The sequence below is a fragment of the Paenibacillus eucommiae genome (assembly GCF_017874215.1).
In the GTDB taxonomy this organism is placed as follows: domain Bacteria; phylum Bacillota; class Bacilli; order Paenibacillales; family NBRC-103111; genus Paenibacillus_AI; species Paenibacillus_AI eucommiae.
In genome coordinates this window covers 504071-520622 of sequence record NZ_JAGGLB010000001.1, presented here as the reverse complement: position 1 = coordinate 520622, position 16552 = coordinate 504071, and the positions used below count along the sequence as shown (strand labels likewise).

Below are 16552 nucleotides of genomic sequence, written 5' to 3'. Positions count from 1 at the left end.
ATCTTGAACCTTCGAAACTGCTGCAATGCGGTTTTGGAGGTTTTTTCTTTATATACCTCTTCTTTATGGACTGAAAAAAGAAGCTGCAATACGAAATCTTTTTGGCTGCATGCTCGTTATATTAACTGAAGCCTGCTTCAACGCGCGCGAACATTGAGCAAGCTTGTCATTTTGGGGAGGCTGCAGCCTGTGCAAATTCAAATTACGAACCTGGGGAAAACATACGGATCCTTTCAAGCGATGAGCGGGGTCACCCTGACGATACAAAAAGGCATATTCGGTTTACTCGGTCCGAATGGTGCCGGGAAATCAACACTTATGCAAATTCTCTCTACCCTACAGCCGGCCACAGAAGGAAGTGTGGCGATCGGCGATTACAAGTTGGGCAGGGACGATCAGGCGATTCGGGCGATGTTGGGGTACTTGCCGCAGGAGTTCGGTTTATATAACAAACTATCCGGTTACGAGTATCTCGACTATGTAGCGATGATGAAAGGAATGACGAATTCCCGTAAGCGGAAAGAAGCCGTTGTTTCGATGCTGGAGCAAGTGAATATGAGCGAAAAAGCGAAGAAACGAGTGGGGAGTTATTCCGGCGGCATGAAACAGCGGATCGGGATCGCTCAAGCACTGTTGGGATCGCCGCAGCTGATTATCGTCGATGAACCGACAGCAGGACTCGATCTGGAGGAGCGGATACGTTTCCGACATGTTCTTCGTGACTTAAGTACGGATCGTATCGTGATCCTGTCCACGCACATTGTAGCTGACATCGAGAACGCCTGCAATCAGCTCGCCATGATGAAACAAGGCCGCATTGTTTACCAAGGAACGCAGGAATCGCTGCTTGATCAGGTAAAAGGCCGGGTGTGGACGGGAAATGTCGGGGAGTCGCAGTTCGACGCGATTAAGCAGCAAATGAAAGTAATTTCTGCCCGGAAAGCGGCGTACGGTCAGGAAATACGCGTGTTGTCGGACATTAAGCCATTCGAAGGCGCCGAACCGGCTCGCATTGGTTTGGAAGACGCTTATGTAAATGTCATAAGAGGGGAGGAGCTGCAGCCATGACTGCACTTTGGAAATATATGATTGTGGAATGTAAGCTTTTGTTACGGGGAGTGTTTATTGGGGTCCTGCTTGCTATAGTAGTTGGAGCGTTTTTGATACCCTTGATAAACAACCATTATGCCGATGATATAGGATGGTACGCAACATCAAGTGCTTACAGGTTTATGTGGTTTATGTTTCTTTTGGCGCAATTTTTGGCCGTTTCGGCGGCTCGAAGAGACGCTGCGGCGAAATCCGATCGCGTGCTGAACGCATTGCCTTATCATTCGGGGCAATTGATATTGGCCAGACTGATTGCTTTGATCCTTCCGTTCGGTATAGTCGCGCTTTTACCTGCCTGTTTTTACGCTTATCAATCCTGGCAAGCGGGGATGGCTTTTTCTTCGATGACCGCTGGGCTGCAAATGCTCAGCTCCTATGTTATTCCGATGACGTTCACAATCTTGCTTGGCTTTTGGATTGGCACATGGACCCGCCATCGTATCGTTTACTTGTACAGTTTGGGGATTGTGGTATTTCTTCTTTTATTTGCTAAATTAATTCTTCTCAAGTTTATACCGGTACACTGGACCTATTTCGCCGATTTCGGACTCACCGACTTGTCCAGATTAGGTTTTTTTTCGGAATTATGGGGATTTACCGGCAACGCGGCGTATTGGCTGCACCGTTTGTTCTATACAGCACTTATCATCATCATTTTCAGCGGAATTGTGTATAGGGCAATGGACAGCAGGAAGGAAAAAAAGCGTAATATCATTTTTTACCCAATCGTAGCCGCAGCTGTTGTGACAATGTGTATAAGTGTTTTTTACTATGCTTCTATTTGGCAGGAGCGTACTGAGTCCGCTAAGCAGAATTTAGCATTTTATAGAGAACTGCCTCAAGAGAATCCAGCGGAGATCAATCAGGCTGCTATCGAGCGGTTTTTGGCTGGAAAAGAAGCGGATCCGAATATGAATCCGTTAACGCAGCAGCATAAAAATATGCTGCAAATCGGCCAGCGGTACAGCGGGCTGACTGCTCTCGACTACGATTTGAAGGTAAACTTGGAGGAGAAGCACCGAATGGAGGTGCAGGGCACGATTCGGTTGAAGCATGGAGGCAATGAGGCATTTGGCCGGTTTCCGCTGTCGTTAAGGCATCATTTCCAAGTAAATGAAATAAAGGTTGATGGAATGCAGGCGGACTTCGAATGGGAGCCAGGAGAGGATGTTGTGTGGGTTGTTCCTGCTAGCCCCTTACAGCCTCGGACGAACGTGAAGCTAACAATAGTTTATGCAGGTACGGTCAATGACTGGTACGATCCGCAAGGATCGGGAGGGATAGATAATTCCTTGGATGCCCATTGGGAGCGAAGGGTTTTTATTGATAAGGATCAGTTGTTCCTGCCAGGATATTACGGATGGTATCCTTATCCGGGTACCGACAGACTGGCCGGGCTGGAGCAAATCCACTTCGACGGAAGGATTTCAAGCCCCGTTATGGATGAAGCTGTGAGCGAGAGCGAGCCTTACCGGCTGCCTGCCGATTTCCATGTAGAAGTTGAAGCGGGCGGGCAGATGCGTCTTGTCGCAAATGGGGAGAGGACGGATTTGCAAGCTGCAGGGGGAAGGCAGCGGGTCAAGTTCGATGCTGCAGGCATTCGCGGCTTTAACCTCATTGGCGGGGATATTACCGAGTGGAAGGAAGCGAACGATCATACAGCGCTTTCGATTACTTTATCCAATCAGATTCCACCGGCTAAAGCTAAGCCCCTTACAAGCAAGCTGCTCACGCATTATACGGAATTGGCTAAAATTGCAAAGATGCTGAATCCCGATGCCTACTACCCGAATAACATTCATTTCATCCGCACGGATTACCCGGGCAGCAGGACCAATGATTCGTTGGACAACCAACTATTATATGACTTGCCACTCAGGAGAGATTCTCTCAAACTGATCGATGGGAATGGCCTCAGCTATTTACCGTATTTGATTCATCCCGCCTCGATGACCAATAACGGATTCTGGTACTTTGATAAGTATCTTATGAAGGAGACTGTTCTAGCATCCACCACCATGCCCAGTCCCATGTTTAAACTCACAAGCTATATGACAGATGCTATATCGCAATTTATTGAGCACAGTGGTAATCCGCAAGACGGACCGTTGTTTATCCCGAGTAGGCATAAATTGAACGGCGCGCCGCATCCGGTTTACTTAGCGATGAACAATGTCTATCAATCAGTCGGCAAGGAAGACTTTCCGAAGGTGATCCTGCAAATATACGAGTATGCGCAGCAGTTTGAAGGAGAAGTCAAGAATGAGGATGCGAAAGTGGACACGGATTTCACCACATTTCTAAACAAAATCGCCGCTGCACGGCCATAGGATGAACGAAAGGGGAATTGAACCATGACTTGGTTTACAAAATGGGCCTTCGTCAACAAAGCTGCTGTACTCTTTATGGCGGTATTGTTTATGGGGTTGGGCATATTCAGTTATTTTAAACTTCCTATGGAGTATCTCCCCTCGGCAGATAGACCGGAAGTGAGTATTACCATAATCGGTCAGGGCTTTGACGCCCAAACAATGCTGACTGGTGCAACGGAGCCTTTAGAACATGCTTTATCCATCGTAAAAGGAAAAAAAGAGATGTTCTCCACCTCGGCAGATGGATTTGCTAAAATTGAAATGACCTTTGACTCGGGGATGAACATGAAGGATGCCAAAGCAAATGTGCAAGAGGCGGTCAACGCCATCACGCTCCCGCAGGGAATGTCAAAGCCCTTTGTTGTCCAGTTTAATACGTCCATGCGTCCAATTGCACAGCTATCATTAACCTTCAAGGACGGATTAACGAAGGAAAATATCGCACTGGCACAGGATCGGATTTTACCAAAATTCCAGCAAATTAATGGCGTTTCCAGCGCCGTACTATCTGGAGCCTCTGAATCCAGAGTGTGGATTCATCCGGATAAAGATAAGCTTGCCCAAGCGAAAGTGCCGCTGCAGGCTTTAACGGGCGCCTTGAAGGGCCAAAATATGTCGGCTGCGATAGGTGAAAAGTCAATTGACGGCAAGGCTAGTGAAATCAAAGTTATCGGTAATCTCACAGATCTGGCGGCAGTGGGTAATTTGATTATCGCGCCAGGGATCAAGCTCAAGGATGTTGCTGCAGTAGAGGCGGCTTCTAATCAAGAGAGCATTATGCGAGTTAATGGTAAAGATTCCTTGGAAATTATCGTTACAAAGGATGCGAGCTCAAACGCAGTAACGATTGGAAAAGAAATTGCCACAACCGCCGAAGGTATACAGAAGCAATATCCTAATGCAACAGCAGAAATCTACAATGCGACTTCCGATAAGGTCGTCTCCTCGGTGAACAGTATGATGAGAGAAGTATTGCTAGGTGCTTTATTCGCTGCTATTGTCATTCTATTATTTTTAAGAAATCTTCGATCTACGCTGATTACGGTGTTCTCCATTCCGCTGTCACTAGGCTTAACCTTGTTTCTCTTATCGAAATCAGGTGTTACTTTAAATCTGCTAACCTTGGGCGGTGTGGCCGTTGCCGTCGGGCGACTTGTCGACGATAGCATTGTCGTCATCGAAAACATATTCCGCAGAACGCAAAAAGCGGAGTTTTCCAAGGAGTTGATTATCGATTCGGTACGCGAAGTTGCCAAAGCGATTACGGCTTCCACCTTAACGACAGTTGCGGTTTTCCTGCCGATCGGTCTATTGGAGGGCACCTTGCAGGCCTTTCTGCTGCCTTTTGCCTTAACTGTCACCTATGCTTTACTCTCTTCCCTGTTCGTAGCGCTCACTGTCGTTCCGCTTATGAGCGCGTGGCTATTAAGAAACGCCAGTTTGAAGCCTCATAGGGAACCGGGAAGGTTATTGCATGTACTAGCATGGGCATTGAATCATAAGATCATAGCTATTGGACTTTCCCTGTTTCTATTCATAGGCTCCATAGTCATGTATATCGCTTTGCCCAAAGGTGCCGTCAGCGCTGAAGATGATACTTCTCTATCCTTCGGTTTAACGTACTCGCCGGAAACGCCTGCCACTACGTTTAAAGAAAAAGCAATTGAATTTGAGAAGTTTATCATGTCACAAAGTGAAGTCAAATATGTTATTATGCAGCTAGGCAACAGCGAAGAAAATGCAAAGTCCGGGCAAGTCGTTTCATCCAGGAATGCCCAATATTCTGTTCTATTAAAAGAAGGCGTGAATGCCGATCATTTTCGGGAGCAAATCAATTCCTATGACGCTGATTCGGATACAGGTCCCAAGGTCACTCCGGTTACGCTGGATTTGACGGGAGACAATAAACAGGAATTGGCCAAAGCCGCCGCTGTTGTCACTGCCGCGGTGAAAGCCATCGAAGGCGTGGAAGATGTAAGCAGCAATCAGGATGAAACGAAGCCCGGATATGCTATCGTTGTAGATCCGGCTTTAGCCAATCCACAGGAAACCGCGCTGACCATTCGATCCTTGCTAAACCCGACACCTATCGGTTCCATGGTTCTGGATGGAAGAGACACGCCTGTGTTCCTGGATGGGATGATCCATCCATCGACCAGTACCGACCTGGCTGGTCTTCAGATCATGACAAGAACCGGAACGGCAGCGTTATCATCAATTGCAAAAATTGAAAAAACAAATGGTTCTAGCAGCTTTTATCAGAAAAACGGACAGCCCTATATTCGAATCACAGCTCAAGTCATAACAGATAAAATGTCTGATATGAATACAGAGATTAGCACCGTGATCAAAGATTTGAAGCTGCCAAGCAGCATTGCAGTCGTGCAGGGCGGGGCATTCATTGATCAAACTGGCGACTTTACAGATTTATATATGAACATGCTGGTTTCCATCGGCATTGTATTTCTGATTATGCTCATTACGTTCAAAACATTCCGCGCCCCGATTGCATGCATCCTTTCGCTCCCATTCGCTGCAATCGGCGCAGTATTGGCAATGATGGTCACGGGGACTCCTTTTGAGATGACATCGATCTTTGGGATCGTTATGCTCATTGGAATCGTCGTGACGAATGCGATTGTATTGATTGACCGTGTGAATCAGAATGAACAAAACATGAATATACGCGAAGCTTTGCTTGAAGCAGCGTCATCACGTATGCGCCCTATTCTTATGACAGCTGTGGCTACAATCTGCGCGATGCTGCCGCTGTTGTTTGCCAAATCTGAGCAGGGCAGCCTTGTTTCCAAAGGATTGGCGGTCGTCGTGATTGGCGGATTATCCTTTGCCACTGTATTTACGCTTATTATGGTGCCTACCTTCTATGAAGCTCTTCATTATATGAAGGCGAGACGTGAGCGAAAGCAGCAAGCCGATGCGAACATGGTTGCAGCATAAGGGCAGGGTTAATGAACTGGAAGAAAGGAGGGATGCTTGTGATTTCCGACGAGGAATTGCTGGAACAGATTGCACATGGCAATGAGGCCAGCTTGGAGGCGCTTGTGTATCGGTATCACAAACCGATTTTTGAATATTTGCAGCGTATGCTGAATAATAGCTCTCTTGCGGAAGACTTGTCTCAGGAATGCTTTATCCGCCTATGCCAGACCGTGCGGACGGGGCGGCTGCCGAGCCGGTTTCGCCCATGGATCTACCGAATCGCCACGAATCTGTGCAAGGATGTATGGAAGTCATCGGCTTATCGCAAGGAATCGTTATGGGAAGCTGAGAAACTGTCCCTCCATTCCGACAGTGAGACTGTCTCTTCTATATTGGAGCGGCAGTGGGAACGGGAATCGGTCATTCGCGCACTCGGCAGCTTGGCGGTTGATGAGAGGGAAATTATCATATTAAGATTTTACCACGAGCTGAAACTGGATGAAATTGCGGAAATGCTGGAACAGCCGCTAGGCTCCATCAAGACGAAGCTATATAAAACATTTAAAAAAATGGCTCATCTGTTAAATACGGAGGAGGTGGATAAGCATGGAACGGCGCGGCGTCAAAGATGAACGGATACAAGGAATGTGGAAGGAATTGGATGATTTAGTGCGGGATGAAGAGGCGGACAATGCAGATACGAATGACCTCAGCCTTGACATTTTCGAAGAAACCACACTTAGAATGGAAAGATATCAGGTAGCCAGTCCGTCCGATGAACAAACGAAGGCACTTCTCTTACGCTTAACTCCGCTTGTGGCTGGGCCGGAACCCATGAGGTTCTCAGACCAACTGCTTGCTGCGGAGCCGGATCAGTCTTCGCTTTGGGTAAGATTTATTCGCTCCATTACGTCTCAGGCTCAAGTGTTTTCCAGGATGTTCTGGATCATATCCGCTGTCATTATGGCTGCAGGTGCACTCGGTATGCCTCTAATGATCCGTGATTATAGCAATGGTTTATTGCTTGTCTCGTCGTTCGTATCTGTTGTTAGCGTCTTTTATGCGATGAGATCCTATGGTACGCCGATGTCCAGACTGGAAGTGACCTTCCCTCTTTCTCAAGTAGAAATGATGATGGGACGGCTCATTATTATTGTACTCTACGACATTGTACTGGCTGCTGCGGTAAGTATTCCCTTATCGATAGCTGGACTTACCGGCCCGCTGTTTATTTTTATTACCAGCTGGTTAGTGCCTCTCTGCTTATGCACCATAATGGCTTTTGTCTCTATTGTTCGCTTCGGCATTTGGATCGGAGGCGCTTTATCGATAGCGGTATGGGGCGTTCAGCTGTCACTTGGGGATTTGCTTGGACCGTTCTACTTTTTGAGTGACGCCAATTATGAGTTTTGGGGAAGCAGCCGTCTCCTTGCACTTGCATTAACGGTAATACTCTGCTTGCTGGCATACCTTACGATGCGAAGCAGCAGGAAGGGGGATAGCGCTCACTATGATCAGGCTTGATGTACGCGGCGCGGCGTTTCGTCATTCGTTATCCACTCCGTGGATTTTTGAAAAAGTGGAGATTTCCTTGTCTCCGGGGATCTACGGTTTATTTGGTCCCAACGGTAGCGGCAAGACAACGATGCTTCAATGTATAGCGGGAATAAAGGCTTTCAGCAAAGGAGATATTCGGTTCATTCTGGATGACCGGCAATTGAGGGATAAGGGATTCCGCGAGAGACTCGGATATGTGTCGCAGGAGTTTGCGTTCTATGAAGAGATGAAGGTTAAAGATTTCTTGATTTATGTAGCCGGGATGAAGCTGATTCCACCCCAATTGGTTCCGGGCAGAGTAGCGAAGCTGCTAAGCGACTTTGGCCTCGCCGGGTTCGGACAATTCCGAATCGAATCCTTGTCCACGGGGCAAAGAAGAAGATTATCGATTGCTCAGGCGATGCTTAACGATCCGCACTTGCTTCTTCTGGATGAACCCCTGGAAGGGCTGGATTTGGAGGAACGGGTCCAGGTGATGGAACTGCTGAATGAGCTTGCCGGCAGCTCCATTATACTAATGGTGAGCCATATTCTTATGGAAATCGAACATTGGGTCGATCAAGTGCTCTTCATCGTGGATAAGCATGTGTTGGGTCCGAAATCGCCGCAGCAATGGAAATCGGCTATGCTGCACGAAGCGAAGGGAGAATGGACAATGGAAGCCGCTCACTCCGAACTGGCTCCAACTTTGGAAGATGTATATCTTGAGCATGTAAGACGGCGTAGTGGAATGGCTCTATAGCTTGCGGCAGTGTAATTTTATGTTTCAATCAAAAAGTGGTGAATCAGGTGTTAATCCTGGTTTACCACTTTTTTTTAGGCTCAAGCTAATAATTAGTGCTTGACAGTCAAGCCATTCGATGGCGGTTAAATGCTACGAAAATGCCAGCTTTATAGTGGCCCGGTACTTGTCATAGCTATTTTCATATCGACGAGGGTAACACGTGCGCTCAGGGTCACCGCAGTCCGTTAGAAGCGGAAATGCAGCGAAATGAGATTGTAAAGGTCACGGATGTCCCTTACAGGCTGAAAAGGGGGCGATTGTGGGGAAAACCACCTTCTAATGGTCGCGGATGTCTAAACTTGCCCCACTATGCTTCCAATTTTATGGAAATATCAAATATTGGAAATTAAGTTGATTTTATATAAATAAAAAATATCCAAATGAGCCCAATAATAATAATTTTTCCCTTTTAAAGCACTGGGAACGAACAAAATTACTAAAAACAGCTATGGCTTGCCGCGGACCCCCGACATGAAAGCGGCTCTTTTACAGAAAATAGAGCTGGGGCTCTACGAGGAGAGATCAAATTTCATCATATATTGGTAAAATAGTATATTTTTCCGCTCTTGAACAACGCTCATATGGAGCTAATATGAAATCCCATTTTTCTGGAAGCGTTGTGGGTCAAGTTTAGTCGCGGATGTCCATTAGAATCGTGAATATGTAAAAATCAGCCTCTAAAGGTCAGCGGTGACCGTTAAGACAGGTCCTTTCCGTATATGGAAGAAATCTTCCGTCGTGGTGATATACGGATTCTGCATCGGTCTATTCCTCTTTTGTTGTTGGGTAGAACTTTCAACCGTACAGGATTGGCAGATGTTTTTCCAGTTTTAGCTATCCATTCATTTGTCAAGCACTGATTGTGGTGTTGAACCTTTTTTTATGAACTAAAATTTGTTGTTCTTACCGTCAATTATAGATCATATATAATATTTAATAAGACGAACTTTATTTTTTGGCATACATGGAGGCATATTCATCCCACTTTAATTTCTATATGAAAGCGGTTTACTATTTGCTTTTTCAAGGAGAGGATGCTCCCGGCACAAATAAGGATTTGATGAGCAGGGCTGTATAAAAGAGGGCTAATTAATCATAAGGAGGACGACTCAATGACACGTGCATGGATGCTTAGGGTATGTCTCATCGCTATACTGGCAATTGTGTTTACAGGGTGCAGCAAAGATAAAGAAGTAACTGAAAGCAAGACAACTACACCGACTAAAACATCAAGTCCAACACCGGCGGCCGTTGATAGCAAGGGGAGCGGCACAGATGGCACAGATGGTTCAGGTACGGATGAAGGCAAGGGCGATGGAGCAGCCAGCAAGTATGATCCTCCAATCACTTTGACTACAGTAAGGGTAAAGGCTCCTACCATTAAGTATACAAATGGCGATACGGTAGATAACAACCCTTGGACTAGAGCTTACGAGAAGGAATTCGGCATTAAGATCAAAGCGGTGTGGGAGGTCGATCCGACCCAGCTTGAACAGAAAATGAATTTAACCATCGCTTCAGGTGATATTCCTGATTTCTTTATGGTCAATGCTGAGCAATTTAAACAGCTTACGGATGCTGACCTGATTATGGATTTGACTGATGCATATAACAATAATGCTTCGGACAGGGTCAAAGGCATTCTGACAGAAGGCGGCGAGTTGCCGCTCAAATCGGCAACCGTTGACGGCAAGCTGATGGCGATTCCATTTACCATTGGAACGCAGGAAGGCTCCTCTATGGTGTGGCTGCGCAGCGATTGGCTGCAGAAGCTGAACCTGCCGGAACCGAAATCTCTGCAGGATTTGCTGGCGATATCCGAAGCGTTCACAACAAAGGACCCTGACGGAAATAACAAAAAGGATACATTCGGCTTGGCATTTGATAAAGATTTCAGCACGCTGAACGGGTTCTTGAACGGGTATCACGCGTATCGCGGAATTTGGCTGAAGGACGCTTCAGGTCAATTGGTGTACAGCTCGGTTCAACCTGAAATGAAAGCAGCACTGCAAAAGCTGCAGGAGATGTTCAAAGCTGGCCAAATCGATCGTGAATTCGGTTCGAAAGCTTTTGCCAAGGTCGGGGAAGATATGATTAACAACAAAATTGGTATTTTGTATGCATCCCCCTATGTGGGATTGTACCCATTGCAGACAGTAGTCGATAAAAACGCTGAAGCCGAATGGAAGGCGTATCCGCTTCCTTCAATAGACGGAACCCCGGCAGTAAACCAAGTTAATTTAGGAGTTAATGGGTACTGGGTTGTAAAAAAAGGCGTGAAGAACCCAGAGGCTTTATTGAAGATGCTCGATCTGTGGGTCCGGACGTTCTATGAGAACAAAGACCCTGCTATTAATGAAGCATTGGTCAACGCTGCTGATGGCAGTGAAATTTGGCAAATGAATGCGATGGCCGCTTACCGGGCTTTTAAAAATGTCGATCAATCCAAAAAGGTTGTTCAAGCGCTAAAGGACGGCAATACGTCGGAATTGACTGGCGATGACATGGGCGTATACGAAAAAATCAAAAAGTTCAACGAAGGCGACCGCACATTATGGGGATGGGACGTCATATTCGGCGAAGGTGGATCAATGTCGATATCCGGATATTACAAGGATAATAATTTGTATATCAACAATGAATTCTATGGGGCTGCTCTGCAGGCAACCGTGGATAAAGGCCCGACACTCAGTAAAATGGAGACGGAGGCGTTCACCAAAATCATTATGGGCGCTTCGATAGATGAATTCGACAAGTTCGTGGAAAACTGGAAAAAGCTTGGCGGGGATGAAATCACTAAACAAGTAAACGATTGGGCTGCAGGCAAATAACGGGACGAATTCGAAGTAATGCGAAAAGTAAGCGAGGGAGAATTGGAGTAAAAGTAGGAGTAGGTAAGGGGACGAGGAGCGTGGGAACTCAGAAGCGCTCCTTTCTCCTTACGGTTATATGGGAGTGCGAAAGGGGGAATTGGCTTGCGGGGAAGAACAGCGAATTTACCATTACATTTGATGCTCTGGCCGGGTCTGCTGATCGTCCTGATCTACAGCTACGGTCCGATGCTGGGCATCGTGATCGCTTTTCAGAAGTACATTCCGGCAAAAGGTTTTTTTGACTCCCAGTGGGTCGGGCTGGCGAATTTTAAATATTTCTGGAGCTTGCCGGATACGCTGCAGGTGCTGGGAAATACGGTGTTTATTGCTTTTATGAAAATTATCACAGGCTTGATTGTGCCTATCACTGCAGCATTGCTGCTGAACGAAATTGCCGCCAAGTTTGTGAAACGCAGTGTTCAGACCTTGATTTATCTGCCTCACTTTCTTTCCTGGGTTATTCTCGGTGGAATTTTGATTGATCTTTTATCGCCATCCACAGGCATTGTGAATTCACTTTTGGTGGCAGTTGGGGTTGAACCGATCTATTTTTTAGGCAGCAATCAATGGTTTCCGTATGTACTTGTGCTTTCAAACATTTGGAAGGAATTTGGGTTTAGCACGATTATTTATTTAGCTGCACTCACCAGTATTAATCCGACGCTGTATGAAGCAGCCGTGGTGGATGGAGCGAACCGCTTAAGGCAAACATGGCATGTTACTCTGCCTGGAATGAGGCCTATTATTGTACTGATGGCTACACTCAGCTTGGGGAGTATTCTCAATGCGGGCTTCGATCAGGTGTTTAATTTGTACAGTCCTCAGGTATATGAAAGCGGAGATATTATTGATACTTTTGTATATCGAATGGGGTTGATCAATGCCCAATATGGACCTGCTACAGCCATAGGACTGCTAAGCTCTGTAGTATCCTGCATCTTTATTTCAGGGACTTACTTTCTGGCCTACCGCTTCGCCAATTACCGTATTTTTTAAAGAGGAGGGTTAGGAGTGAACCAGCGTACATCCCTAAGCAGGAAAATTTTCAGCATTTGCAACTACACGCTGTTAATTGGTATGTCCCTACTTTGTTTACTGCCGATGATTCATGTTCTGGCGATATCTTTCAGCGATAATGTTGCGGCTTCTGCCGGAGCTGTCAAGCTGTGGCCTGTGGATTTCACTACGAAATCTTACGAATTTGTATTAGCCAAAAAAGAATTTATAACCTCACTTGTGGTCTCTGTACAGCGGGTTTTTCTAGGCACTGTAATTAATATGATGTTTACGATTTTAATGGCTTATCCGCTTTCCAAGGAAGCATCGGTGTTTAAATGGCGTACGCTGTATGTTTGGGTGCTGTTCTTTTCTATTCTTTTTAGCGGTGGACTGATTCCCTGGTATATGACGATTCGGGCAACGGGGCTGCTGGATACGATATGGGCTTTGGTGATTCCGAGTGCTGTGCCTGTGTTTAATGTGATTTTGCTGCTTAATTTCTTCCGTGCATTGCCGAAGGATTTGGAAGAAGCTGCTTTTATCGACGGTGCGGGGCATGTCAAAACTTTGCTTCGGGTCTACATTCCACTCTCGGCTCCTGCGCTGGCAACTCTGGTCCTGTTCACTGTGGTAGGGCATTGGAATTCCTGGTTTGATGGGCTTATTCTGATGAATTCTCCCGATCATTATCCGCTGCAAAGCTATTTGCAAACGGTGGTCATCCAGCGCGATTTCACTTCGCTAACCGAACAGGACATCAAAACGATGAAAGAAATTTCAGACCGCACGGTGAAGGCTGCGCAAATTTTCATGGGAGCTTTGCCTATTTTGCTGGTGTATCCTTTTCTGCAAAGATTTTTTATCCAGGGTATTGTGATTGGCAGTGTAAAAGAATAAACGATTGGGAGGGAAGTCATGATGAACAAACGAGCAAAGCCATGGTACAAGTCCAGTTTTCGGCGCAGCCTGACCGATATGCATATCCCTGACTGGGATGGACGGTTTCTATCGGAATTTGAGCCGCAAAATTATGTCGAGATGCTGGAACTGGCTCATGTGGACACGGCTATGATCTATGCGACCTCATGTCTTGGAATTGCTTACTGGCCAACAAAGGTAGGTCATATGCATAAGGGCATTCAGGGCAGGGATACCTTGGGAGAGCTGATTGAGGGCTGTCATGGCAAAGGGATGAACGTCATTGTTTATTATAATTTTTGGTCAAAATGGGCTTATGATGAGCATCCGGAATGGCGTGTGGTTTCAGAAAAAGGTGAGGGTACAGCAGAATATTTGTGGGACAAGGGGCGTTACGGGGTATGCTGCTTCAACACGCCTTACCGTAGCTTTATGATCTCTCAGATCGAGGAGCTGTGTGAGCGGTATGAATTCGAGGGTATGTGGATCGATATGATTTTTTGGCCGTACACGGTCTGTTACTGCTCGGGCTGCCGCAAAAGATACCATCAGGAGATCGGCGGCGATATGCCTCGGGTTGTAGATTGGCAGGATCCGGGCTGGGTGCGGTTTCAGCGAAAAAGAGAAGAGTGGCTTGCTGAATTTACGGGTGAGATCACGGCAGTCATTAAAGCCAGGAAGCCGGATGCCACGGTAGGACATCAATGCTCCGCTTGGTCGGTTGGCTGGAAAGCGGGAATGTCGGGCGCTGCCTTTCAGCAAAGCGATTACACCAGTGGAGATTTCTATGGGGATGCGCTGCATCAATCTTTTACATGCAAGGCCTTTTATCATTTGACCGAAAATAAACCGTTTGAATATATGACCTCGCGCTGCCCCGATTTAACCGACCATACGACGAACAAGCCCAAGGAGCTGCTGCGCGCTCACATGTATGCCTGCATGGCGAATCAAGGCGGCTTTTTATTTATCGATGCGATAGATCCTGTGGGAACGTTGGACCAGCATGTATATGCGACTATGGGGGAACTGTATAAAGAAGTAGAAGCTTATGAGACATATATGAATCATGATGCGCTGTTTTGCCAGGACGTGGCGATTTATATTAATTTCGAATCGGAAATTCCGCTTTATGAAGGGGAAAAGGCTTTAATAGCCCGGGCTACCCAGGCGGCCAAATCATTAATAGAAGCTAATATACCATATGGTGTGGTGACGAAGAAAAATTTGCACGAGCTGTCCCGTTTTCAAGTTGTTATTTTGCCGAACGTTGGGTGGATGGATGAAGAGGAAGTGACCGCATTTAAAAAGTATGTGGAACAAGGCGGCGGCTTGTACGCAAGTAAGCGCACCTCGCTTTGGAACAAAGATGGAATCGAACAGGCTGATTTCCAATTAGCTGATTTGTTTGGTGTTTCTTATGCAGGGGAGACGGAGGAACAAGTTACTTACATGGCCCCCGCGGCAGCTGACGGCAAGATATTCTCCACATACTCGCGCAAATATCCGGCTACGATCCAGGGCTCGCAAATGCTCGTTACAGCGGCAGCCGGCGTTCAGACTGTGGCTAACATAACGCTTCCCTTTGTAAATCCCAAAATCATCGGCAAATTTGCTTCAGCCATCAGCAACCCTCCAGGCATTCAAACGGACTGGCCTGCTATCGTCCAAAACAATTATGGTCAAGGCAAAGTCGTATATGCTGCCGGAGATTTGGAAGGCGTTCCTCATGAGGGGCAGCGGGCCATCTTTACGAATTTGATTCGCTCGCTGGCATCCAAACCGTTTTATTTTGAATCGGATGCACCTAAATCTGTGGAAATCACTTTATTTTACGATCAGTCTGCGGAAAGATATCTCATCTATATGCTTAATTTCCAGGCAGAGCTGCCCAATATCCCCGTTGAAGGCATTCAGGTGAAAATACGAATGGATGACGACATGGAGCCGGGCAAGTTATTGTGGGTACCGCAAAATGTGAGCATCGACTATCAAATTGTGGAAGGCCATCTGGTATTTACAGCTCCGAGGTTGGAGACGTTTCATTTGCTTGTGTTGGAAAAATTCTAGTACATACTTGGCTTATTTTCTATGCTATAATAATAGACGTTTGCTTCCCAGAGGGGAGCCGCGGTTCGAAAACTCCCGCGTCAACAAAACTAGGAGGATGAAAGTGTATGTTTAATTTCGGTTGGGGCGTGATTTTCGTCCTGGTCAACTTTGCGTTGTTCCTGATTTGCTACCGGTTGTTCGGTAAGCAGGGATTATACGCGTGGATTGGTGCAGCGGTCGTATTGGCCAACATTCAAGTCATTAAGACGATTGACATGTTCGGTTTTGTGATGACGCTGGGCAATACGATGTACGCTACGATTTATCTCGTAACGGACTTATTGAATGAGAAGCATGGCGAGAAGGAAGCGAAGAAGGTTGTATGGTTTGGCTTTTTTATCCTGATAATGAGTGTAATCATTATGCAGATGGTGCTTGTATTTGAGCCTGTGGAAACTGAGGTTCCGGCACAGTCTTCTCTGGAAACGATTTTCGGGTTGATGCCAAGGATCGCCTTGGGCAGCTTGGCGGCTTACTTCGTGAGCCAGTTCCTCGATGTAAAGCTCTTCAGCAAGCTGAAAGTAAAGTTTCCGACACGCGGCCAGCTGTGGATTCGCAACATCGGCAGCACAGGGGTCAGCCAGATGGTGGATACGTTGATTTTCTGTGGCATTGCTTTCGCGGGTGTGTACACCTGGGACGTCTGGTGGGATATCGTAATAACGACTTATGTAATCAAATTCGTCATCTCAGCGGCCTCGACTCCGGTTATTTATTGGGCCAGGAGCTTTAAGTTTACTGACTGAGGTCGTGAAACATATAGTAAGGCAATTCGATTCGTATGATGATGAGCTCAAGAATGAGCCCAAGCCGAACCTAGGCTTGGGTTTTTCTGTGGTTTGCGCGCCTAGCCAAGCTAGGCACAACTAATATAAGCCCGAAAGGTG

Annotated in this window: 11 protein-coding genes; all 11 read left to right on the top strand. The window is 46.6% G+C overall.

Annotation, left to right across the window (positions count from 1 at the left end):
- Positions 1 to 189 precede the first annotated feature (189 nt).
- Positions 190 to 1068, top strand: coding sequence for an ABC transporter ATP-binding protein (locus tag J2Z66_RS01745; protein WP_209969139.1), 879 nt, complete (start codon positions 190 to 192; stop codon positions 1066 to 1068).
- Positions 1065 to 3440, top strand: a complete 2376-nt coding sequence (locus J2Z66_RS01740; protein WP_209969136.1) for an ABC-2 transporter permease — start codon at positions 1065 to 1067, stop codon at positions 3438 to 3440. Before J2Z66_RS01745 ends, J2Z66_RS01740 begins: the two co-directional genes overlap by 4 nt.
- Positions 3441 to 3464: 24 nt before the next feature.
- Positions 3465 to 6440 carry an efflux RND transporter permease subunit gene (locus J2Z66_RS01735; protein ID WP_209969134.1) on the top strand — a complete coding sequence of 992 codons (2976 nt, stop codon included), beginning with the start codon at positions 3465 to 3467 and terminating at the stop codon, positions 6438 to 6440.
- Positions 6441 to 6478: 38 nt separating this feature from the next.
- The gene (locus J2Z66_RS01730) at positions 6479 to 7054 is read left to right on the top strand and encodes an RNA polymerase sigma factor (protein ID WP_209969131.1); all 576 of its coding nucleotides are present in this window, start codon (positions 6479 to 6481) and stop codon (positions 7052 to 7054) included.
- Entirely contained in the window at positions 7029 to 7946 is a 918-nt protein-coding gene (locus J2Z66_RS01725) for a hypothetical protein (protein ID WP_209969129.1), read from the top strand. Before J2Z66_RS01730 ends, J2Z66_RS01725 begins: the two co-directional genes overlap by 26 nt.
- Positions 7933 to 8721: an ABC transporter ATP-binding protein gene (locus J2Z66_RS01720; RefSeq protein WP_209969126.1), complete on the top strand. Its 789-nt coding sequence runs from the start codon at positions 7933 to 7935 to the stop codon at positions 8719 to 8721. Before J2Z66_RS01725 ends, J2Z66_RS01720 begins: the two co-directional genes overlap by 14 nt.
- Positions 8722 to 9875: 1154 nt before the next feature.
- Positions 9876 to 11594 (top strand): extracellular solute-binding protein, encoded by a 1719-nt coding sequence (locus J2Z66_RS01715; RefSeq protein ID WP_209969123.1) that lies wholly within the window; start codon positions 9876 to 9878, stop codon positions 11592 to 11594.
- A gap of 180 nt (positions 11595 to 11774) precedes the next feature.
- The gene (locus J2Z66_RS01710; protein WP_209969541.1) at positions 11775 to 12632 is read left to right on the top strand and encodes an ABC transporter permease; all 858 of its coding nucleotides are present in this window, start codon (positions 11775 to 11777) and stop codon (positions 12630 to 12632) included.
- 15 nt (positions 12633 to 12647) lie between these two features.
- Positions 12648 to 13532, top strand: a complete 885-nt coding sequence (locus tag J2Z66_RS01705) for a carbohydrate ABC transporter permease (RefSeq protein ID WP_312894334.1) — start codon at positions 12648 to 12650, stop codon at positions 13530 to 13532.
- Between the two features lie 18 nt (positions 13533 to 13550).
- The gene (locus J2Z66_RS01700) at positions 13551 to 15623 is read left to right on the top strand and encodes a beta-galactosidase trimerization domain-containing protein (protein WP_209969120.1); all 2073 of its coding nucleotides are present in this window, start codon (positions 13551 to 13553) and stop codon (positions 15621 to 15623) included.
- A 107-nt stretch (positions 15624 to 15730) separates the two neighbouring features.
- On the top strand, positions 15731 to 16411 hold the full coding sequence (locus tag J2Z66_RS01695; RefSeq protein WP_209969117.1) for a queuosine precursor transporter: 681 nt from the start codon (positions 15731 to 15733) through the stop codon (positions 16409 to 16411).
- The last annotated feature ends 141 nt before the right edge of the window (positions 16412 to 16552 follow it).